The sequence below is a fragment of the Pseudomonas sp. PSPC2-3 genome, assembly GCF_049898265.1.
In the GTDB taxonomy this organism is placed as follows: Bacteria; Pseudomonadota; Gammaproteobacteria; order Pseudomonadales; family Pseudomonadaceae; genus Aquipseudomonas; species Aquipseudomonas veronii.
This window is the reverse complement of sequence record NZ_JAFCXJ010000001.1, coordinates 293,850-313,028: the sequence shown is the minus strand read 5'-3', so window position 1 is coordinate 313,028 and position 19,179 is coordinate 293,850. Positions and strand designations below refer to the sequence as shown.

The 19,179-nt window shown below is 62.1% G+C and carries 19 protein-coding genes and 1 pseudogene; 13 read left to right on the top strand and 7 right to left on the bottom strand.

The features are described 5' to 3' along the window. Window positions 1-12 precede the first annotated feature (12 nt). From ACP7E3_RS01455 to ACP7E3_RS01440, 4 genes and pseudogenes are all read left to right on the top strand, one after another. Window positions 13-1,155, top strand: coding sequence for an ABC transporter ATP-binding protein (locus tag ACP7E3_RS01455; RefSeq protein WP_017845078.1), 1,143 nt, complete (start codon window positions 13-15; stop codon window positions 1,153-1,155). Further along, window positions 1,152-2,072, top strand: a complete 921-nt coding sequence (locus tag ACP7E3_RS01450) for an ABC transporter permease subunit (protein ID WP_046381716.1) — start codon at window positions 1,152-1,154, stop codon at window positions 2,070-2,072. The genes ACP7E3_RS01455 and ACP7E3_RS01450 overlap by 4 nt, the downstream gene beginning before the upstream one ends. Then, window positions 2,069-2,953 carry an ABC transporter permease subunit gene (locus ACP7E3_RS01445; RefSeq protein WP_426122125.1) on the top strand — a complete coding sequence of 295 codons (885 nt, stop codon included), beginning with the start codon at window positions 2,069-2,071 and terminating at the stop codon, window positions 2,951-2,953. Before ACP7E3_RS01450 ends, ACP7E3_RS01445 begins: the two co-directional genes overlap by 4 nt. Before the next feature lie 136 nt (window positions 2,954-3,089). Next, a pseudogene (locus ACP7E3_RS01440) lies at window positions 3,090-3,191 on the top strand (putrescine ABC transporter permease PotI); the annotation flags it as partial. A 182-nt stretch (window positions 3,192-3,373) separates the two neighbouring features. Here ACP7E3_RS01440 and ACP7E3_RS01435 read toward each other — a convergent pair. Continuing rightward, entirely contained in the window at window positions 3,374-4,015 is a 642-nt protein-coding gene (locus ACP7E3_RS01435; protein WP_057003980.1) for an HD domain-containing protein, read from the bottom strand. A gap of 250 nt (window positions 4,016-4,265) precedes the next feature. Here ACP7E3_RS01435 and ACP7E3_RS01430 point away from each other — a divergent pair, with 250 nt between their 5' ends. Beyond that, on the top strand, window positions 4,266-5,231 hold the full coding sequence (locus tag ACP7E3_RS01430) for a GlxA family transcriptional regulator (protein WP_201021631.1): 966 nt from the start codon (window positions 4,266-4,268) through the stop codon (window positions 5,229-5,231). A gap of 54 nt (window positions 5,232-5,285) precedes the next feature. Here ACP7E3_RS01430 and ACP7E3_RS01425 read toward each other — a convergent pair whose 3' ends face one another. Both ACP7E3_RS01425 and ACP7E3_RS01420 read right to left on the bottom strand, forming a co-directional pair. After that, window positions 5,286-7,640 carry a penicillin acylase family protein gene (locus ACP7E3_RS01425; protein WP_108524850.1) on the bottom strand — a complete coding sequence of 785 codons (2,355 nt, stop codon included), beginning with the start codon at window positions 7,638-7,640 and terminating at the stop codon, window positions 5,286-5,288. A gap of 31 nt (window positions 7,641-7,671) precedes the next feature. Continuing rightward, complete coding sequence (locus tag ACP7E3_RS01420; RefSeq protein ID WP_126585160.1) at window positions 7,672-8,247, bottom strand: DUF6436 domain-containing protein; 576 nt, start codon at window positions 8,245-8,247, stop codon at window positions 7,672-7,674. Between the two features lie 111 nt (window positions 8,248-8,358). Between ACP7E3_RS01420 and ACP7E3_RS01415 the strand changes: the two genes are divergently transcribed. Further along, the gene (locus ACP7E3_RS01415) at window positions 8,359-9,300 is read left to right on the top strand and encodes an alpha/beta hydrolase (protein ID WP_046381721.1); all 942 of its coding nucleotides are present in this window, start codon (window positions 8,359-8,361) and stop codon (window positions 9,298-9,300) included. Window positions 9,301-9,404: 104 nt separating this feature from the next. Here ACP7E3_RS01415 and ACP7E3_RS01410 read toward each other — a convergent pair whose 3' ends face one another. Continuing rightward, complete coding sequence (locus ACP7E3_RS01410) at window positions 9,405-10,157, bottom strand: DUF2059 domain-containing protein (protein ID WP_017845071.1); 753 nt, start codon at window positions 10,155-10,157, stop codon at window positions 9,405-9,407. Between the two features lie 131 nt (window positions 10,158-10,288). Between ACP7E3_RS01410 and ACP7E3_RS01405 the strand changes: the two genes are divergently transcribed. After that, the gene (locus tag ACP7E3_RS01405) at window positions 10,289-10,921 is read left to right on the top strand and encodes a 2OG-Fe(II) oxygenase (RefSeq protein WP_057003976.1); all 633 of its coding nucleotides are present in this window, start codon (window positions 10,289-10,291) and stop codon (window positions 10,919-10,921) included. A 2-nt stretch (window positions 10,922-10,923) separates the two neighbouring features. After that, complete coding sequence (locus ACP7E3_RS01400) at window positions 10,924-11,424, top strand: DUF523 domain-containing protein (RefSeq protein WP_079444887.1); 501 nt, start codon at window positions 10,924-10,926, stop codon at window positions 11,422-11,424. A gap of 1 nt (window position 11,425) precedes the next feature. Here ACP7E3_RS01400 and ACP7E3_RS01395 read toward each other — a convergent pair whose 3' ends face one another. Then, window positions 11,426-11,920, bottom strand: a complete 495-nt coding sequence (locus tag ACP7E3_RS01395) for a transporter substrate-binding domain-containing protein (RefSeq protein WP_079444886.1) — start codon at window positions 11,918-11,920, stop codon at window positions 11,426-11,428. Between the two features lie 133 nt (window positions 11,921-12,053). Here ACP7E3_RS01395 and ACP7E3_RS01390 point away from each other — a divergent pair, with 133 nt between their 5' ends. Continuing rightward, a complete protein-coding gene (locus ACP7E3_RS01390; RefSeq protein ID WP_046381724.1) occupies window positions 12,054-12,494 on the top strand; it encodes a DUF4399 domain-containing protein in 441 nt (146 codons plus the stop codon). A gap of 67 nt (window positions 12,495-12,561) precedes the next feature. Here ACP7E3_RS01390 and serA read toward each other — a convergent pair whose 3' ends face one another. Continuing rightward, a complete protein-coding gene (gene serA / locus ACP7E3_RS01385) occupies window positions 12,562-13,791 on the bottom strand; it encodes a phosphoglycerate dehydrogenase (protein WP_017845066.1) in 1,230 nt (409 codons plus the stop codon). Window positions 13,792-14,158: 367 nt separating this feature from the next. On the opposite strand from serA, the gene ACP7E3_RS01380 reads away from it, so the two are divergent. From ACP7E3_RS01380 to ACP7E3_RS01365, 4 genes are all read left to right on the top strand, one after another. Further along, the gene (locus tag ACP7E3_RS01380) at window positions 14,159-15,553 is read left to right on the top strand and encodes an FAD-binding oxidoreductase (protein ID WP_046381725.1); all 1,395 of its coding nucleotides are present in this window, start codon (window positions 14,159-14,161) and stop codon (window positions 15,551-15,553) included. 22 nt (window positions 15,554-15,575) lie between these two features. Next, entirely contained in the window at window positions 15,576-16,241 is a 666-nt protein-coding gene (locus ACP7E3_RS01375; protein WP_017845064.1) for a fumarylacetoacetate hydrolase family protein, read from the top strand. A 171-nt stretch (window positions 16,242-16,412) separates the two neighbouring features. Continuing rightward, window positions 16,413-17,339 carry an SdiA-regulated domain-containing protein gene (locus tag ACP7E3_RS01370; RefSeq protein WP_108524856.1) on the top strand — a complete coding sequence of 309 codons (927 nt, stop codon included), beginning with the start codon at window positions 16,413-16,415 and terminating at the stop codon, window positions 17,337-17,339. 118 nt (window positions 17,340-17,457) lie between these two features. Beyond that, complete coding sequence (locus ACP7E3_RS01365; RefSeq protein WP_126585158.1) at window positions 17,458-18,372, top strand: SdiA-regulated domain-containing protein; 915 nt, start codon at window positions 17,458-17,460, stop codon at window positions 18,370-18,372. Window positions 18,373-18,403: 31 nt separating this feature from the next. Here ACP7E3_RS01365 and rpiA read toward each other — a convergent pair whose 3' ends face one another. Further along, window positions 18,404-19,075: a ribose-5-phosphate isomerase RpiA gene (rpiA, locus tag ACP7E3_RS01360; RefSeq protein WP_426122124.1), complete on the bottom strand. Its 672-nt coding sequence runs from the start codon at window positions 19,073-19,075 to the stop codon at window positions 18,404-18,406. Between the last annotated feature and the right edge of the window lie 104 nt (window positions 19,076-19,179).

The window sequence follows — 19,179 nt, the reverse complement described above, 5'->3', positions numbered from 1 at the left end:
GGAGTTTCGTAAATGGCAGTTGCCTCCGGCGCCTATAAGAAAGCCCTCGAGGGCGACCAGACACCGAAAAAGGTGCTGGTCAAAATCGACCGGGTCACGAAGAAGTTCGACGAGACGATTGCCGTGGACGATGTGTCCCTGGAAATCAAGAAAGGCGAGATCTTCGCCTTGCTCGGCGGTTCGGGTTCGGGCAAATCCACCTTGTTGCGCATGCTCGCAGGTTTCGAGCGCCCAACCGAGGGTCGCATCTACCTCGACGGTGTGGACATCACCGACATGCCGCCCTACGAGCGGCCGATCAACATGATGTTCCAGTCCTACGCGCTGTTCCCGCACATGACCGTGGCGCAGAACATCGCGTTTGGCCTGCAACAGGACAAGATCCCCAAGGCCGAAGTCGACGCCCGCGTGGCCGAGATGCTCAAGCTGGTGCAGATGAGCCAGTACGCCAAGCGCAAGCCACACCAGTTGTCCGGTGGCCAGCGCCAGCGTGTGGCCCTGGCCCGTTCCCTGGCCAAGCGCCCGAAACTGCTGCTGCTCGATGAACCGATGGGGGCGCTGGACAAGAAACTGCGTTCGCAGATGCAGCTGGAACTGGTGGAAATCATCGAGCGCGTCGGCGTGACCTGCGTGATGGTGACCCACGACCAGGAAGAGGCCATGACCATGGCCGAGCGCATCGCGATCATGCACCTGGGCTGGATCGCGCAGATCGGCAGCCCGGTCGACATCTACGAGACGCCGACCAGCCGCCTGGTGTGCGAGTTCATCGGCAACGTCAACATCTTCGACACCCAGGTGGTCGACGACGCTGAAGGCCACGCAGTGCTCAAGTGCCCGGACCTGGACCGCGACATCTACGTTGGCTACGGCATCGCCACTTCGGTGGAAGACAAGTCGGTGACCTACGCCATCCGCCCGGAAAAACTGCTGGTCACCACTCAAATGCCGACCTGCGAGCACAACTGGTCCAGCGGCAAGGTCCACGACATCGCCTACCTCGGCGGCCACTCGGTGTTCTACGTCGAGTTGCCGAGCGGCAAGCTCGTGCAATCCTTCGTCGCCAACGCCGAACGCCGTGGCCAGCGCCCAACCTGGGGTGATCAGGTGTACGTGTGGTGGGAAGACGACAGCGGCGTGGTACTTCGCTCATGAACATGAAAAAATTCAAGCGCCAGCTGCAACGAATAACCCCCGGTGGCCGGCATGTGGTCATCGGGATCCCTTTCCTCTGGCTGTTCCTGTTCTTCATGCTGCCGTTCTTCATCGTCCTGAAGATCAGCTTTGCCGAAGCCGACGTGGCGATCCCGCCTTACACCGAGATCTACACCTTCGTTGAGCAGAAGCTGCAACTGGTGCTGAACCTGGCCAACTACGCGATGCTCGGCGACGATGAGTTGTACATCGCCGCGTACCTGGGCTCGCTGAAGATGGCGTTCTTCAGCACCCTGCTGTGCCTGGTGATCGGCTACCCGATGGCCTATGCGATTGCCAGTGCGCGCAAAGAGATGCAGACCGTCCTCGTGCTGCTGATCATGATGCCGACCTGGACCGCGATCCTGATCCGCGTGTACGCGTGGATGGGCATCCTCAGCAACAACGGCTTGCTCAACAGCTTCCTGATGTCCATCGGGCTGATCAACGAGCCGCTGCAGATCCTCAACACCAACATCGCGGTGTATATCGGCGTGGTCTATTCGTACCTGCCGTTCATGATCCTGCCGCTGTACGCCAACCTGGTGAAACATGACCAGAGCCTGCTGGAAGCTGCCTCGGACCTGGGTTCGAGCACCTTCAACAGCTTCTGGAAGATCACCGTGCCGCTGTCCAAGAACGGCATCATCGCCGGTTGCATGCTGGTCTTCATCCCGGTGGTGGGCGAGTTCGTGATCCCGGAACTGCTCGGCGGCCCGGAAACCCTGATGATCGGTAAAGTGTTGTGGCAAGAATTCTTCAACAACCGTGACTGGCCGGTGGCTTCTGCCCTGGCGGTGGTGATGCTGGCGATCCTGATCGTGCCGATCATCCTGTTCAACCGCAGCCAAGCCAAAGAGATGGAGGGCAAGATATGAAGCGCGTCAGTTTCTCAAGCTTCATGCTGGTGGCGGGGTTGTTGTTCATCTACCTGCCGATGCTGATCCTGGTGATCTACTCGTTCAACGAATCCAAGCTGGTGACGGTGTGGGGCGGTTGGTCGATCAAGTGGTACGTGGGCCTGCTGGACAACACCCAGTTGATGGGCTCGGTGGCGCGTTCCCTGGAAATCGCCTGCTACACGGCCGTCGCGGCCGTGGCGCTGGGTACATTGGCGGCGTTCGTGCTGACGCGCATCAGCCAGTTCAAGGGCCGCACGCTGTTCGGCGGCCTGGTGACCGCGCCGTTGGTCATGCCCGAGGTGATCACCGGTCTGTCGCTGTTGCTGCTGTTCGTGGCGATGGCGCAGATGATCGGCTGGCCCCAGGAACGTGGCATCGTCACCATCTGGATCGCCCACACCACGTTCTGCGCGGCGTATGTGGCGGTGGTGGTGTCGGCGCGCTTGCGCGAGCTGGACCTGTCGATTGAAGAAGCGGCGATGGACCTGGGCGCGCGGCCGTGGAAGGTGTTCTTCCTGATCACCATCCCGATGATCGCGCCGTCGTTGGCGGCGGGTGGGATGATGTCCTTCGCGCTGTCCCTCGATGACCTGGTACTCGCCAGCTTCGTGTCGGGCCCGGGTTCGACCACGTTGCCGATGGAAGTCTTCTCGGCAGTGCGCCTGGGGGTCAAACCGGAGATCAACGCCGTGGCCAGCCTGATTCTGCTGGCGGTGTCGTTGGTGACTTTCCTGGTGTGGTTCTTCAGCCGACGTGCCGAAGAGATGCGCAAGAAGGCGATCCAACAAGCGATCGAAGAAGCGGCCGCCGATGGCTGGCAGCAGCCGGACAAGCGTCGGGCGCCTGTGCCGGTCTAACGGCCGACACGGTGCAAATGTGGGAGGGGGCTTGCCCCCGATAGCAGAGTGTCAATCACTGAAGCTGTGACTGATCCACCGCCATCGGGGGCAAGCCCCCTCCCACATTTTGACCGCGTTCCAGGTTGATCAGGCCGTCCACATCTGGATCACCCACACCACGTTCTGCGCGGCGTATGTGGCGGTGGTGGTGTCGGCGCGCTTGCGCGAGCTGGACCTGTCGATCGAAGAAGCGGCCAGCCGATGGCTGGCAGCAGCCGGACAAGCGTCGGGCGCCTGCGCCGGTCTAACGGCCGACACGGTGCAAATGTGGGAAGGGGGCTTGCCCCCGATAGCAGAGTGTCAGTCACTGAAGCTGTGACTGATCCACCGCCATCGGGGGCAAGCCCCCTCCCACATTTTGACCGCATTCCAGGTTGATCAGGCCGTCCACGGCGACTGGCGAATCACCTCGACAAAGTTCATCGGCTTGAACCCCGGCTCCTGATCCACCAGCACATCGGTCTTCACGTTGCCGAACGTGGTCAGCGGGCGATGGCGCAAGCCGTCGGCGAACGCGCAGATGATGCATTCCTTGAACCCTTCACCGCGTGGATGTGCATGCACCACGGCTTCGCGCTGCACGGGGGTAAATGCGGCGTAGTCCATGCCCAGCACGTCCATCTCGACGCCGGCGGTGACCAGCGCCACGGTCGGCCGCAGATGCTGTGGCACGCCCGGCGTGGTGTGCAGTGCGATGGACAGCCACACCTGTTCGATGTCGTCATCGCTCAGCCCATGCGGCTTGAGGAAGTCCGCCGCCGCGTTGGCACCGTCGACTTCGAAACGCTGGTCGTCGCTGCGATGGCCTTCGACCAGGCCCAGGTCATGGAACATCGCGCCGACGTAGAGCAGCTCCGGGTTATAGGTCAGTTGCTTGCGCTCACCGCTCAACGCACCGAACAGAAACACCCGGCGCGAGTGGTGGTAGAGCAGGTCGGATTCGATATCGCGGATGTAGTCGGTGGTGGCCCTGGCCAGGGCGCTGTCCGGGATCTTGATGCCGGCGATGCTGGTGCTCATGGTCGTTCTCCGCAAGAAAGCGCCGGGGTGGCGCCGAGGCAGCCAGTCTGGTCGCGCGCCGGGGAAGGGGCTATCGCAGCGAGGGTGCGATGTCGGCCAATGTGCTGCTACATCGTGCCAAGTGAAAGTCGGCTAGGGTGTAGCTGGCGATATCGCCCTTGAAGCCTGCGAAAATCCAAAGGTGGAAGGGCGTTTGCCCCCTCCCACAAGGGTTCTGTGTTTATCCGGTTAGGTAAAGGTGTGCCTGTTCATGAGCAAGACCGTCGGCATTCTGATTTTCCCCGGCGTCCAGTCACTGGACGTGACCGGCCCGCTGGATGTGTTCTGCGAAGCGAACCGTTTCCTGTCGCCCGACGATCAGTACCAGTTGGACGTGATCGGCCTGGACCACGGCAATATGGCCTGTTCCAACGGCCTGTCGTTGCAGGCCCATCGGCATTACCGCGAAGCGTTGCAAGCCTATGACCTGCTTCTGGTCGCCGGCGGGCCGCAGTTGCCTTTCGAGGATTTCGGCGCGCACTTCGATGATTGGCTGCGCGGGGCCGCGGCGCGGGCGCAGCGCTTCGGTTCGATTTGCAACGGCGCTTTCATACTGGCCCGCGCCGGCCTGCTCGACGGGAAAACCGTCACCACCCATTGGGGCGATGCCGCCGACCTGGTGCGGTTGTGCCCCAGCGCCCGGGTCGAGGCCGACCGTCTCTATATGCAGGACGGCAACCTCTACACCTCGGCCGGGGTCACGGCGGGGATCGACCTGTCGCTGTACCTGCTGGCCCAGGATCACGGGCCGGAAGTGGCGTTGAGCGTGGCCAAGCGCCTGGTGGTGTTCACCCAGCGTGCGGGCGGGCAGTCGCAGTTCAGCCCGTTCCTCACGCCCCACGCCGAAACCACCTCGGCGGTGGCGCTGGTGCAGGTGTATGTGCTGGCGAACCTGACCGGCGATCTGACCATCGCGGACCTGGCCAACGCGGCCAATATGAGTGCGCGCAACTTCTCCCGGGTGTTCGCCCGTGAAGCGCGGATCACCCCGGCGGAGTTCGTCGAGCGGGCGCGGGTGGATGCGGCGCGGGTGATGCTCGAAAGCAGCCGCGCACCGCTCAAGACCGTGGCCTATCAATGCGGGTTTCGCGATGCCCAGCACATGCGCAGCGTGTTCAACCGCCGACTGGGGGTGACGCCGCAACAGTTCCGGCTCAACTTCGCCGCGCCGGTGTAGGGGCAACACCGCAGATACAAGCCCCTTCCCACATTTTGACCGCGTTCCAGGCGGTCAGCGGGCTGGCAGCAGCTTCAGCGTACCGCGCGTATTGGCCGTGATTTCCTCGTCGCTGAAATGCGCCTGCTCATAGCCGCCCTCGATATACGTTTCCGCCTGGTCCCCATAGTGCTTGTCGAACGGCACACCGCTTTGCCCCACCGGGTTGATGGTCAGCGCGTGGGGCACGTCGGCGAAGTCGATCAGGCGCCGGGTCGACGGGCCGTAGGTCACCGGCCATGGTGCCGGGCCGATATTGGCTGACTGGTTGTTCGGCACTTCGTGGCTGCCCGGCGCGGGGAAGGGGCCGACGTTGACGAGCCGGTCCAGCGGTTTCTGCGAGCCCAGCGGGTGGCCGTGGGTCAGCGTATGGGCCTTGCCCCACTGCCATTGGCCCGGGTCATCGCCGAAGGTCGCCTTGAGGTGCGCGAGGCTGTTGTCCCAGGCGAGCTTGACGGTGTCGGCACGCTTGCCGTTCCACCAGGGCGAATCCGGGCTCGCGGCCAGGCGGGGCAACGCCGCATCGATCACCCGCGTGCTGAGCAGGGTCTTGAACATGGCGTCGCCGAGTTTCGGGTGGAAGGCCGCGTCAGCCAGGTTGAACAGGAACTGGTTGAACAGCGTGGCGCTGGTGGAGTCCAGCGGATAATCGCCTTTCCAGGCCGCCAGTTGCTCCACCAGTTGCAACTGCGCCGGGTCCTTGACCACCTCGCGCAGCACCGGCAACAGCGGTGCCAGCAGGCGCGGGCCGAAGGCGGTGGTGGTGCCCAGTTGCAGGGCCTGGCTGTTGTTCACGTCCCACTTCACGCGCTTGTCGCTCAACTGCGCGTTCAACTGCTGGCCACGGTCGGCCAGGTTGTAATAGCCGGGGATCTCCATGCCGCTGGGCGACACCGGCTGCGCATTGGCCGACACCACATAGCCACGCGCCGGGTTTTCTTCCTGGGGGTTGGCGCTGAACGGGTAGAAGCCCAGCTTGTCGGCCTGGGCCGTGCTGCCGTCGAGGATAAACCCGGGGTTGACGCCGGCCGGGCGGATCGGCAACTGCGCCGCCGCCCACCAGCCGATATCGCCCTGGGCATTCGCCCACACAATGTTCAGCCCCGGCGCCGACACCTTGGCTGCCGCGGCACGGGCCTTGGCCAGGGTGTCGGCGCGGTTGAGCTGGTAGAACCCTTCGAGGATCGGGTTCTGGGTGTCGAGGAACGCCCACCACATCGCGATCGGCGTCTTGCCGGCGTTCTCGCCGAGCACGTCATTGATGATCGGGCCGTGGGGCGATTGACGCAGGGTCAAGGTGACCGGTGCCTGGCCCTTGACCGCGATCTGTTGCTCGCTGCGGGTCATGTCGACCCATTGGCCGTGGTACCAGACCTGGTTGGCGTTGTCCGGATTGACCTGCTCGGCGATCAGGTCGAGGTCGTCGTTCTGGAACATGGTCAGGCTCCAGCCGAAATCCAGGTTGTGCCCCAGGAACGCCACCGGCACCAGCGCGTTGTGATAGCCATACAACTCAAAGCCCGGCGCCGACAGCTGCGCCTCGTACCACACCGACGGCACCGAGAAGCGGATATGCGGGTCACCCGCCAGCAACGGCTTGCCACTCTGGGTGCGGCTGCCGCTGATCGCCCAGGCGTTGCTGCCTTCGAACTGCGGCAAGCCGTTGTCGGCCAGGGCCTGTTCACTCAGGGCCGCGATGGCGCCGAGGTTTTGCCAGTCGCTGGCGGCCAGGTTGAGCGCGCCCTTGGGTTGCCAGGCGAGGTCGAACACGTTCAGGTAATCGCTGCCCAACTGGTCGCGTACATAGGTCAGCAATGGTTCGGTACGAAACGCCGCAGCAAAGCTGTAGGCCATATACCCGGCGACGCTGATGGTGTCCTCGGCGGTAAACGGCCGCTTGGGGATGCCCAGCACATCGAACTCCATCGGGCTGGCGTGGTTGTCCTGATACTGGTTGATCCCGTCCAGATAGGCTTGCAGGGCCTTCCAGTGCGCCGACTCGTGGTCCAACTGCGCCACATAAGTGGCGGAGCGCTCGCGAATGCGCAGGCTGCGGAACAGTTTGTCGGTGTCCAGCAGCTTGGGGCCGAGCACTTCGGCCAATTCGCCGCGCGCCAGGCGTCGCATGATTTCCATCTGGAACAGCCGGTCCTGGGCATGCACATAGCCCAGGGCGCGGTACAGGTCGGTCTCGTTCTCGGCGCGGATATGCGGTACGCCACGCTCGTCGTAGCGCACCGTGACCGAGCCTTGCAGGTTCGCCAGCGTCACGGCGCCCTGGCGGGTGGGTTGCTTGCTGTAGACGTACCAGCCGGCACCGACGGCGACCAGCGCCAGCAGCACCGCGAGAACCTGCAAGAGGCGCTTCATGAACATTCCTTACCAAGAGTGGGGCGACGGGCTACGAACCGGTTGGCCACGAACAATAGCAGCCCACCGCCAGGGTGTGAGTGGCATTCACTGCGCGGCCTGCTGCAAGGGCCTTGAGGATCGGCTCGATAAAGCTGTTGCTGGCGTTGCACGTCAGCCCTTCGCTGTAGGGCCCGAAATACGCGAGCTTGCCGCTGCGGTCCCAGATCGCCACGGCCGGGGTCGCGGGTATCTGATCGGCGCCGGGCAGGCTGCTGAGGATTTTCATCTGGCGCAGGTTGTCGGGCAACTGGCCGTGGCTGCCGGGTTTCTGCAGGGCGTAGAACTCGACGCCCTGGGGCGCGTAGTGCTCGATCAATTCGCCGAGGTGCTGCTGGTTGCCGACGTTGCACGGGCAGGCCGGGTCCCAGAAATGCACAAGGCGGATCGGGCCGGGGCCGGCGAGGTCGTCGGGCAGGCGCAGCGCGTCGCCGGAAAACACCGCCGTGTGTTCGCTGAAGGCACGCAGGTAGCGGCCTTGGAACCAGTCATACGCCGCCCATAACACGCCGGCGCAGAGGAGCAGCAGCAGGCTGGCGAACAGGGTGGTGCGGTAGGGCTGTCGCATTCAGATCAATCCTCGAAGGACGCGTAGCTTGCCATGCTTGCCCCGACAGATGAATATCGCAGCTCGATATTCCTCTGCGCAGCGCGTGAAGCCCCAAGTCTGGAACCTCTTATGCCCGTCACCTTTGACCCCGATCACCTGCGCGACAGCTTGCGGCCCCTGGTGGATGCGCAGCCACTCAGCGCCGAGGCGCGGGTCTATCAGCGCTTCTATGGGCTGGACCTGCGGGCGCGCCAGGTGCCGGCGGTGAGCCGCCTTGGCCGGTTCGAGGTCGATGGGTTCGCGGTGGTCGCCCAGGTGTGGTGGCCGCCGGTGCCGGTGGCGACGATGTTCATGTTCCACGGGTTCTACGACCATATGGGGCTGTACCGCCACGTCGTCGACTGGGCGCTGGACCAGGGTTTCGTGGTGATCGCCTGCGACCTGCCGGGCCATGGCTTGTCCAGCGGCGCGCGGGCCAGTATCGATGATTTTGCGGTGTACCAGGACGTGGTGCAGGCGCTGTTCGCCCAGGCCGAAGCGCTGCACCTGCCACGGCCCTGGCATCTGTTCGGGCAAAGCACCGGCGGCGCGGTGGTGGTGGATCACTTGCTCAACCATGGCGCCGACAGCCCGGCCCAGGGTAAGACTTTTCTGCTTTCACCCTTGGTGCGTCCGCGTGGGTGGGGCTGGTCGCAGGTCAGCTATTACCTGCTGCGGCCGTTCGTCAAAGGCATCGCCCGACGGTTCAGCGAAAACACCAATGACCCGGCCTTCAAGCCGTTCCTCGAAGCCGACCCCTTGCAGCCGCGCCAATTGCCGACCGCCTGGGTCGGGGCACTGGCGCGCTGGATCAGGCAAATCGAAGCCGCACCGCGCAGCCCGCGGCGGCCGCTGATTGTGCAGGGCGAAGAGGATATGACGGTGGATTGGCAGCACAACCTGCAGGTGCTGCGGGGCAAGTTCGATCAGCCTGAGGTGTTGATGCTCAAGCGCGGCCGGCATCACTTGGCCAATGAGATCCCGGAGATTCGCCAGGAATACTTCAAGTACCTCACCGACCACCTGAAATAACACGGACCAAATGTGGGAGGGGGCTTGCCCCCGATAGCAGGGTGTCAGTCAGCACATCTGATACTGACCCACCGCTATCGGGGGCAAGCCCCCTCCCACATTTCCTACTGCGCCAGGCTTGAGGTGCTTTGACCGACCGCCAAGCCTGCGCGGACCGCTGCCAACGCCGCCTGGTAATACGCCTTCCCCTGCGGCGACTCGGCAAACGTAGCGAATTCTTCCAGTTCCGGGTCGGACAAATCCCGATAGACGTACAGCAACGTGTTGTTCAGGTCATTGCCGATCTGTTGCATCAGCCGTTCGCGTTGTCCATCCAGCATGCCCTGGGCCTGGCCGCCGCCCAACAGGCCGGGGATCATCTGGCTCAAGCTGTCGGCCGCCACGCCGGCGATCGCCAGGCTGACTTCGGCGCCGGCTTCGCGGGCGGGCAGGGCCTGGGCCAGGTGGCCGATGATTAGGCTGCGGGTGGCGTCGGCTTCGATGTGCGGCAGGCCTTGGGCATTTTTTGCCAGCTGGTCGCGGCGGGTGGCCAGCAGTTCGGCAGCGACAATCTTGCGCCCCAGCGGCGACTGGAAAAACGCCAGGGCCGGTGCCGGGTCCGCCAGGTGCTTGCGCAGTTGGGCTTCGGCGCGCCGGTCCACGGCCTGGGCGGCGAAGCGCTTGTTGCTGTTGTCGACCAGCGCCTGGTACACCGCTGGCGGCAGGCTGTTGCGGTAGCGTTGCTGGGCGGCACTGAGGGCGTCATTGAAATGCGCGCGTTGTTCGGCCCAGCCGGCGACCTTGTACAACTGGTCATGGCCGTCTGCCCAAGCGGGCAAAACGCAGAACATCAGCAAGGAAAAAAACAAACGACGCATATGGACTCCTGTCAGTCGGCCACTATTGTCCGTGTCGGGCGTAGGATTTGTCGAGAAGTCCTATCAGTCACCTGACTAAAGTGCGTTCAGACGCTCAGCGGCTCTGTCGGATTCACAGGCGTATGGATACTATGCGCGCCATGCAAATATCCCACGATCACCCATTGCTGCAACGCATTGTCGACGACCTGGCCGAAAAGGGCTGGTCGCAGCAAAACGGCTTCCTGCCCCAGGCTCTGACCCTGGAACTGGCGGCTGAGTGCCGTAAACGTGCGGCTGAAGGTGAGCTGGCCCCGGCGGCGGTCGGGCGCGGGCCGGCCCAGGAGATTCGCGAGGGTATTCGTGGCGACCATATCCAGTGGCTGGAGGAGGGCGACGCCGTCGTCTGCGACCGCTATATGACGGTGATGGACAGCCTGCGCCTGGCGATAAACCGCAGCTTGTTCCTCGGCCTGGAAGATTTCGAAAGCCATTTCGCGATGTACCCGCCGGGGGCGTTTTACCTCAGGCACCTGGACCGGTTTCGCGACGACGACCGGCGCACGGTCTCGGCGGTGATCTACTTGAACGACGAGTGGCTGCCGGAACACGGCGGCCAGTTGCGCATGTACCTCAAGGACGGCGTCGAACTCGACGTGGTGCCCAGCGGGGGTTGCCTGGTGGTGTTCCTGTCCGGCGAAGTGCCCCACGAAGTGCTGCCTGCTACCCGCGAGCGCCTGTCGCTGACCGGCTGGTTTCGCCGGCGCGGTAACGAGCCGTTTTAAGCATGGAAAAAATTCTCGTCAGCCGCTGCCTGCTCGGGCACAAAGTGCGCTATGACGGCGGCGCCAGCGGGCCGTTCGATCAACTGGCGGCATGGCAGGCCGAAGGCCGCGTGGTTGCGATCTGCCCGGAAGTGGCGGGCGGTTTGCCCACGCCCAGGCCTTCCGCCGAGATTCCGGGCGGGCAGGGTATCGACGTGTGGGAGGGCCGCGCCCAGGTGCTGACCGCCGCGGGCGAGGACTTCAGCGCCGCCTTCCTCGACGGCGCCCGCCAGGCGTTGGCGCTGGTGCAGCGCCACAATATCCGTATCGCCGTGCTCAAGGCCAATAGCCCGTCCTGTGGCAATGTGCTGACCTATGACGGCACTTTCAGCGGTGTGAAGGTGAGCGGCGAAGGCGTCACGGCGGCGCTGCTCAAGCGCCATGGGGTGCTGGTGTTCAGTGAGTTGGAGTTGCTTGAGGCGGCGCAAGCCCTGGCCCGTCTCCCAAGCCCTCCCACATTTTGATTTACTGTGCTTTGGCTTCCGCCGTGTCGCTTTCGAGCCACTTCTGCCCCAGCGCCTTCAACCGGCCATCGGCTTTCACCCGTTGCAGCGCATTGTCCAGGCTCGCCTTGAACGCCGGGTTGCCCTTCTGGAACGGAATGGCCAGCGCCGGCTTGTCGCGATAAGGCTCACTGAAATCGAACTGATCCTGCAACTCGGCAGTCATAGCGATATGGTTGATGGCCACGTCGTACTTGCCGCTTGCCACGCCGGGCAGCATGTCGCTGTCGTCGGTGGTGATGAACGAGGGGCGCACATCCATCTCTTTGGCCAGTTGTTCACCGAGTTCCACTTCAAAACCGGTGAGTTTCTCGCCGTCCTTGAAGTTGAAGGGCGGGGTATTGGCCTCGAGGGCGATGCGCAGTTCACCGCGGTCAAACACATCATCGATCAATTCGGCGTGAGCCAAGGGGCTCATCAGAGGAAGCAGCAGTAACAGGCCAGGCGAAAAGCGCATGGTCACTCCTAAATAATTCGAATGTGCGAGGCGCGGTTCAGCATCGCTTTGTTATGGTGTTGAGTGCCTTGGACAGCAATTAGTCGCTAAGTTGTCATAACCCTACAAATTTCATAGAAAAGTGGAGAAGCGAATGAAAGCCCTTTTGTCTCGTGTAACGATTGCCGGCGTACTATTGGGTGCTTCGATGTTGGTGACCGCCGCAGACGGCATCCCTCGCAGCGCGCCACCTGAAAATGCCAAAGTGTTTATCGTTTCGCCGAAAGACGGCGCCACCGTCGATAAAACCTTCACCGTCAAATTCGGCATGGAAGGTCTGAAACTGGCCCCGGCCACCGACCAGACCCCAGGCACCGGCCACCATCACCTGCTGGTCGACCAGAAGGCGCTGCCCGACGCCAGCGTGCCGATCCCGGCCACCGATAGCGTAATCCACTTCGGCAAGGCCCAGACCGAAACCGAGCTGACCCTGACCCCTGGCAAGCACACCTTGCAACTGGTCGCCGGCGATAAACTGCACATGCAGTTCAACCCGACTGTAGCGTCGAAAGTGATCACGGTTAACGTCAAGTAAGATTTGTTCAGACAAAAAAATGGGAGACCCCTGCGGGCCTCCCATTTTTCGTAGGGCGTTTGAAGCGTTAGAACAACACGCGGCAACGAATCGTGCCGTTGATGTGTTGCAGCTTCTGTTGCGCCAGGTCCGAGTACTCGGCGTCGACGTCGATCACCACGTAGCCGACCTTCTCGTTGGTCTGCAGGAACTGACCGGAAATGTTGATGCCGTTTTCCGCGAAGACCTTGTTGATCTCCATCATCACACCCGGGATGTTCTGGTGGATGTGCAGCAGACGGTGCTTGCCAGGGTGAGCCGGCAGGGCCACTTCCGGGAAGTTGACCGAGGACACCGACGTACCGTTGTCGCTGTACTTGACCAGCTTTTCCGAGACTTCCAGGCCAATGTTGGCCTGGGCTTCAGCGGTGGAGCCGCCGATGTGCGGGGTCAGGATCACGTTGTCCAGGCCACGCAGCGGGCTTTCGAAGATGTCGTCGTTGGAGCGTGGCTCCACCGGGAACACGTCGATGGCGGCGCCGATCAGGTGCTTGTCCTTGATCGCGTCGGCCAGGGCGTCCAACTCGACCACGGTGCCGCGGGCGGCGTTGATCAGGATGCCGCCTTTCTTGATCGCGCGGATTTCCTTCTCGCCGATCATCCACTGGGTCTCAGCGGTTTCCGGCACGTGCAGGGTGACGATGTCGGACATGCCCAGCAGCTCGGTCAGGCTCGACACTTGCGTGGCGTTACCCAGTGGCAGCTTGGTCAGGGTGTCATAGAAGAACACCTGCATGCCCAGGCTTTCGGCCAGGACCGACAGTTGAGTGCCGATCGAACCGTAACCGATGATCCCCAGCTTCTTGCCGCGGATTTCGAAGGAGTTGGCTGCGCTCTTGATCCAGCCGCCACGGTGGCAGGAGGCATTCTTCTCCGGAATGCCGCGCAGCAGCAGGATGGCCTCGGCCAGCACCAGCTCCGCGACGGAACGGGTGTTGGAGTACGGTGCGTTGAACACCGCGATGCCGCGCTCGCGCGCTGCGTTAAGGTCGACCTGGTTGGTGCCGATGCAGAAACAGCCGACCGCCACGAGTTTCTTGGCGTGATCGAAGACCTCTTCGGTCAGTTGAGTGCGGGAGCGAATGCCGATGAAGTGCGCGTCGGCGATCTTTTCCTTGAGCTGGGCTTCCGGCAGAGAACTGGTGATGTACTCAATGCTGGTATACCCGGCGGCTTTCAGAACTTCGACAGCCGATGGGTGGACGCCTTCCAGAAGAAGGAACTTGATCTTGCTCTTATCGAGAGAAGTCTTGCTCATCTGCGTAAACCTGTATCCCGGAGAAAAATGGCAGGGAATCGGATCGCCGGATGTGTCCTGATTCACCAATACTGTTCCCGTTTGACGGCGTCTGTTGCCGTCATGCTGCGTTGCCGCTCCTCCCCATAGCCCCAGCTATGAGTCGTCGCGGCGCCTTGCCTGACGACAACAGCCACTCGTCAAACAGAAACGTATTGGTAAATCAGGGCACAGAGCTGACCCGGACGGCAGGAAAGCCGTCACCGCAGAACGCCCTTGGGCTCTGTCCTACGGGGGCGGTATGCTAGCATACGCGCCCCGCTAAACACCTATTCCTGCGACGTGAAGCGTTCTCAGGATGACCATGAATTGTTCGAGAGTTCTGTCGATGACCCATCCTGCCCTGATTGATGAGCTAAAGACCCTGGTTGAGCCCGGCAAAGTGCTGACCGACGCCGACTCCCTGGAGGCTTACGGCAAGGATTGGACCAAGCACTTCGCCCCGGCCCCGACTGCCATCGTATTCCCCAAGACGGTTGAACAGGTGCAGGCCATCGTGCGCTGGGCCAATGAGCACAAGGTCGCGCTGGTGCCGTCCGGTGGGCGTACCGGCCTGTCGGCTGCCGCCGTTGCGGCCAATGGTGAAGTGGTCGTCTCGTTCGACTATATGAACCAGATCCTCGAGGTGAACCTCACCGACCGCACCGCCAAGTGCCAGCCGGGCGTGGTCACCAAGCAATTGCAGAACGTCGCCGAAGAGCATGGCCTGTACTACCCGGTGGACTTCGCTTCGTCCGGTTCGAGCCAGATTGGCGGCAATATCGGCACCAATGCCGGCGGGATCAAGGTCATTCGCTACGGCATGACCCGTAATTGGGTCGCCGGCATGAAGGTCGTCACCGGCAAAGGCGATGTGCTGGAACTGAACCGCGACCTGATCAAGAACGCCACCGGCTACGACATGCGCCAGCTGTTCATCGGCGCCGAAGGCACCCTGGGTTTTGTGGTGGAAGCCACCATGCGCCTGGATCGTGCGCCGAAAAACCTCACCGCGATGGTGCTCGGCACCACCGACTTCGACGCGATCATGCCGGTGTTGCACGCATTCCAGAGCAAGCTGGACCTGACCGCTTTCGAGTTTTTCTCTGACAAGGCCCTGGCCAAAGTCCTCGGCCGTGGTGACGTGCCGGCGCCGTTCGAGACCGAGTGCCCGTTCTACGCACTGCTGGAATTCGAAGCCACCACCGAAGAAGTCGCCAACCACGCCCTGGAAACCTTCGAGCACTGCGTCGAGCAGGGCTGGGTGCTGGACGGGGTGATGAGCCAGAGCGAAACCCAGCTGCACAACCTGTGGAAACTGCGCGAGTACATCTCCGAGACCATTTCCCACTGGACGCCGTACAAGAACGACATTTCGGTGACGGTATCGAAAGTGCCGGCATTCTTGAAGGAAATTGACGCGATCGTCGGCGAACACTACCCCGACTTCGAAATCGTCTGGTTCGGCCATATCGGCGACGGCAACCTGCACCTGAACATCCTCAAGCCGGAAAACCTGAGCAAGGACGAGTTCTTCGCCAAGTGCGCCACCGTGAACAAGTGGGTGTTCGAAACCGTGGCGAAGTACAACGGCTCGATCTCCGCCGAACACGGCGTGGGCATGACCAAGCGCGACTACCTGACCTACAGTCGCTCGCCGGTTGAAATCGAATACATGAAGGCCGTGAAAGCGGTGTTTGACCCGAACGGGATCATGAACCCCGGCAAGATCTTCGCTGTTTAACCGCCCCTGAAGGAGTCGTTCCATGAGCTACCAGCACAAGTATGTCGACGGCACCAACATCCACTTCCCGGTGGGTAAAGTGGTGTGTATTGGGCGTAACTACGCCGAACATGCCAAGGAACTGGATAACCCGGTACCGACCGAACCGTTGCTGTTCATCAAACCGGGCAGCTGCGTTGTGGCGCTGGAAGGCGGTTTCAGCATTCCCACCGAACGTGGTTCGGTGCATTACGAAGCGGAAATTGCGGTGCTGATCGGCAAACCCCTGTCGACCAAGCCCAGCCGCGAAGAAGTGCTCGATGCCATCTCCGGTTTCGCCCCGGCCCTGGACCTGACCCTGCGCGACAAGCAGGCCGAATTGAAAGCCAAGGGCTTGCCGTGGGAAATCGCCAAGTCCTTCGACGGCGCGGCGGTGATCGCGCCGTTCGTGGTCGGCAGCACCTTCCCGGACCTGACCGATATCGGCATTCGCCTGAGCATCAACGGCGAAGTGCGCCAGAATGGCAACAGCGCGGCCATGCTCAACCCGATCATCCCGATGATCCAGTACATGGCCGGCTGCTTCTCGCTGCAGGCCGGCGACGTGATCCTCACCGGCACCCCCGCTGGCGTTGGGCCGTTGAATGTCGGTGACAAGCTGGTGCTGGAACTGTCCGGTGTGACCCGCTTCGAAAGCAGCGTTCGCTAACTTCGGCACAACCCTGTGGCGAGCGAACAAGCTCGCTCGCCACAGCTCCCGCACCCGTTTCGGTTGTTTGCATATTTTTCACACCCCATCCGGATAATCTTCAGCCTCTAGCGCGCGGGCCGGTTATTCCTGTGCTATCACCTAACGCTGACTTTCCGGAAAAAGCGCCCAATGGCCGTGTCCCTGCCTACCTTCACCCCCAAGCCACGCTCTCGTTTTGCTCTGCGCTGGTATTCCTGGCTGCTTCTGGTCGGGGCGATCGTGTATGGCGTTGCCTGGGCCATGCATTGGGACGATCGCGGTGTGTTGTGGGTCGTGGAACGTTTTGAAAGCCCGGCCAAACGCCAAGCGAGCGTGTGGCTCCCGGATTACCGCGCCGTCATCGACGCCAAGCTGCTGCCCGGTATGGAGAAGGACGAGGCCTCGGACCTGTCCTACAATCCGCAGACGAAAACCCTGTTTTCCGTCATGGGCAAAAATCCATTCCTCGTCGAGTTGACCCTGCAAGGCGATGTGCTGCGCAAGATGCCCCTTAACGGTTGGAACAACCCGGAAGGTGTGACGGTGATGGAAAACGGCCTGATGGCCGTGGTCGATGAACGCCAGCACAGCCTGACCATCGTCAAGGTCGACGCCAGCACCACGGCGTTGAACAAGGCCGACTTCCCGAGTTACGACCTGGGCCCGTCCAAAGACCAGAACAAAGCCTTTGAAGGCGTCACCTGGGACAAGCGTAACCAGCAGTTCGTGCTCGGCGAAGAACGCCCGCCGGCGCTGTTCACCTGGAAAAGCGACGGCAGCCAGACCCTGGTCGGTGACAAGCAAAAGCTCGCCAATACAAAGCTCGACATGCGCAACCTCTCGGCGTTGGCCATCGATCCGCGCACCGGGCACCTGCTGGCGCTGTCGGCCGAGTCCCACCTGCTGCTGGAACTGGATGAAAAGGGCGAGCCAGTCAGCTTCATGACCTTGCTCGGCGGCTTCAACGGCCTCAAGAACACGATCCCGCGTGCCGAAGGCGTGACCCTGGACGAGAACGGCAACCTCTACATGGTCAGTGAGCCGAACCTGTTCTATCGTTTCGAAAAGCAGAAATAACAACCGATTACGTCGGATATTTCTCTATCCGCGGCATACGCCACACACCGGGCGCGTTTAAGTTTAAATTCAGGCGGGCGTGATATTCATTCGCCATTTTTGACTTTGAGCCCGCCCGATGCGTCGACTTGCCCGCCCCAAACCGGCTTTTTTCATACTGGTGCTGATCGCCTTGATGGGCGCGGGCGTTGTCGCACAACAGTTTCGTCTGTTCGAACGGGCCTGGTTCAATTGGCAGGTGTGGGGCCAGCCTGTTGGCGACCGCGCCATTGGCCTGGCGGATTACCGGGTCAGCGTCGAGGGCCAGGTGATCGAAGGCCTGGATGACGACGTCTCCGCGCTGACCTACGACCCGGTGCGTAAAAGCCTGTTTACCGTCACCAACAAAAACGCCGAGCTGGTCGAACTGTCCCTCGCTGGCAAGATCCTGCGAAGGATTCCCCTGGTTGGCTTCGGAGATGCCGAGGCCGTGGAATTTATCAGCGACAATATCTATGTCATCAGCGATGAGCGCCAACAGCGCCTGATCAAGGTGCATGTGGATGACGATACGCAGTTCCTCGACGCCGCCGACGCGGAGCAGATGACCCTGGGTGTGCATGTGGGGGGCAACAAGGGGTTTGAAGGGCTTGCCTACGACTCGGTGGGCAAGCGCCTGTTCGTGGCGAAGGAACGCGACCCGATGGTGATCTATGAGGTTCATGGGTTTCCCCATTTCAAACCGGAAAAAACCTACTCGGTCCACGTCATCAACAACCCCAAGCGCGATGCCGGGCTGTTCGTGCGCGACCTGTCGAGCCTGCAATACGACGAACGCAGCGGCCATTTACTGGCGCTGTCGGATGAATCGTTCCTGGTGTTGGAGCTGGATATCGACGGTCGCCCGTTAAGCAGTTTGTCGCTGCTTAACGGGCGCCATGGCCTGAATGCGCGGGTGCCGCAGGCCGAAGGGATCGCCATGGATGACGCGGGTACGTTGTACCTGGTCAGCGAGCCGAACCTGTTCTACGTGTTCAAGAAACCAGAAGCCTGAACACACCGCCGACCCCACATTCGGTTGTGCGTCAGGCCTTGAGGGTTTTCACGCCTTCCGCGGTGCCCAGCAGCAGCACGTCAGCCGGGCGTGCGGCGAACAGGCCGTTGGTGACCACGCCGACGATGGCGTTGATCTGCGTCTCAAGCTCCACCGGGTTGGTGATCTGCATGTTGTACACGTCGAGGATGATGTTGCCGTTGTCGGTCAACACGCCTTCGCGGTACACCGGGTCGCCGCCCAGCTTCACCAGCTCGCGGGCCACGTGGCTGCGGGCCATCGGGATCACTTCCACCGGCAGCGGGAAGGTGCCGAGTACCGGCACCAGTTTGCTGGCGTCGGCGATGCAGATAAAGGTCTTGGCCACGGCCGCGACGATCTTCTCGCGGGTCAGGGCCGCGCCACCGCCCTTGATCAGGTTCAGGTGCGCGTCGCTTTCATCGGCGCCGTCGACGTAGAACTCCAGGTCGCTGACGGTATTGAGCTCGTACACCGGAATGCCATGGCCCTTGAGGCGCGCGGCGGTGGCTTCGGAACTGGCCACGGCGCCATCGAACGCGCCCTTGTGCTTGGCCAGCGCATCGATGAAGCAGTTGGCAGTGGAGCCGGTGCCGACGCCGACGATGCTCTTGTCATCGAGTTTAGGAAGGATTAAATCGACAGCGGCCTGGGCCACTGCCTGTTTGAGTTGATCCTGGGTCATGCGGGCTCCGGAACGGGCGGGGAGTAGAGAGGGCGCGAGTATAACCCATCAAAACCTTTGGATTCGTGTGGTCGCCCGGCCAAACGCTGAGTTAGACTCGTCGA

Coding starts and splice junctions, on each gene's coding strand:
- ACP7E3_RS01405 (WP_057003976.1), top strand. CDS start 10,289: ATGCGCGCCATGCAAATATCCCACGATCACCCATTGCTGCAACGCATT.
- ACP7E3_RS01430 (WP_201021631.1), top strand. CDS start 4,266: ATGAGCAAGACCGTCGGCATTCTGATTTTCCCCGGCGTCCAGTCACTG.
- ACP7E3_RS01455 (WP_017845078.1), top strand. CDS start 13: ATGGCAGTTGCCTCCGGCGCCTATAAGAAAGCCCTCGAGGGCGACCAG.
- ACP7E3_RS01425 (WP_108524850.1), bottom strand. CDS start 7,640: ATGAAGCGCCTCTTGCAGGTTCTCGCGGTGCTGCTGGCGCTGGTCGCC.
- ACP7E3_RS01395 (WP_079444886.1), bottom strand. CDS start 11,920: ATGCGCTTTTCGCCTGGCCTGTTACTGCTGCTTCCTCTGATGAGCCCC.
- ACP7E3_RS01435 (WP_057003980.1), bottom strand. CDS start 4,015: ATGAGCACCAGCATCGCCGGCATCAAGATCCCGGACAGCGCCCTGGCC.
- ACP7E3_RS01410 (WP_017845071.1), bottom strand. CDS start 10,157: ATGCGTCGTTTGTTTTTTTCCTTGCTGATGTTCTGCGTTTTGCCCGCT.
- ACP7E3_RS01375 (WP_017845064.1), top strand. CDS start 15,576: ATGAGCTACCAGCACAAGTATGTCGACGGCACCAACATCCACTTCCCG.
- ACP7E3_RS01445 (WP_426122125.1), top strand. CDS start 2,069: ATGAAGCGCGTCAGTTTCTCAAGCTTCATGCTGGTGGCGGGGTTGTTG.
- ACP7E3_RS01450 (WP_046381716.1), top strand. CDS start 1,152: ATGAACATGAAAAAATTCAAGCGCCAGCTGCAACGAATAACCCCCGGT.
- rpiA (WP_426122124.1), bottom strand. CDS start 19,075: ATGACCCAGGATCAACTCAAACAGGCAGTGGCCCAGGCCGCTGTCGAT.
- serA (WP_017845066.1), bottom strand. CDS start 13,791: ATGAGCAAGACTTCTCTCGATAAGAGCAAGATCAAGTTCCTTCTTCTG.
- ACP7E3_RS01370 (WP_108524856.1), top strand. CDS start 16,413: ATGGCCGTGTCCCTGCCTACCTTCACCCCCAAGCCACGCTCTCGTTTT.
- ACP7E3_RS01365 (WP_126585158.1), top strand. CDS start 17,458: ATGCGTCGACTTGCCCGCCCCAAACCGGCTTTTTTCATACTGGTGCTG.
- ACP7E3_RS01415 (WP_046381721.1), top strand. CDS start 8,359: ATGCCCGTCACCTTTGACCCCGATCACCTGCGCGACAGCTTGCGGCCC.
- ACP7E3_RS01400 (WP_079444887.1), top strand. CDS start 10,924: ATGGAAAAAATTCTCGTCAGCCGCTGCCTGCTCGGGCACAAAGTGCGC.
- ACP7E3_RS01380 (WP_046381725.1), top strand. CDS start 14,159: ATGACCCATCCTGCCCTGATTGATGAGCTAAAGACCCTGGTTGAGCCC.
- ACP7E3_RS01390 (WP_046381724.1), top strand. CDS start 12,054: ATGAAAGCCCTTTTGTCTCGTGTAACGATTGCCGGCGTACTATTGGGT.
- ACP7E3_RS01420 (WP_126585160.1), bottom strand. CDS start 8,247: ATGCGACAGCCCTACCGCACCACCCTGTTCGCCAGCCTGCTGCTGCTC.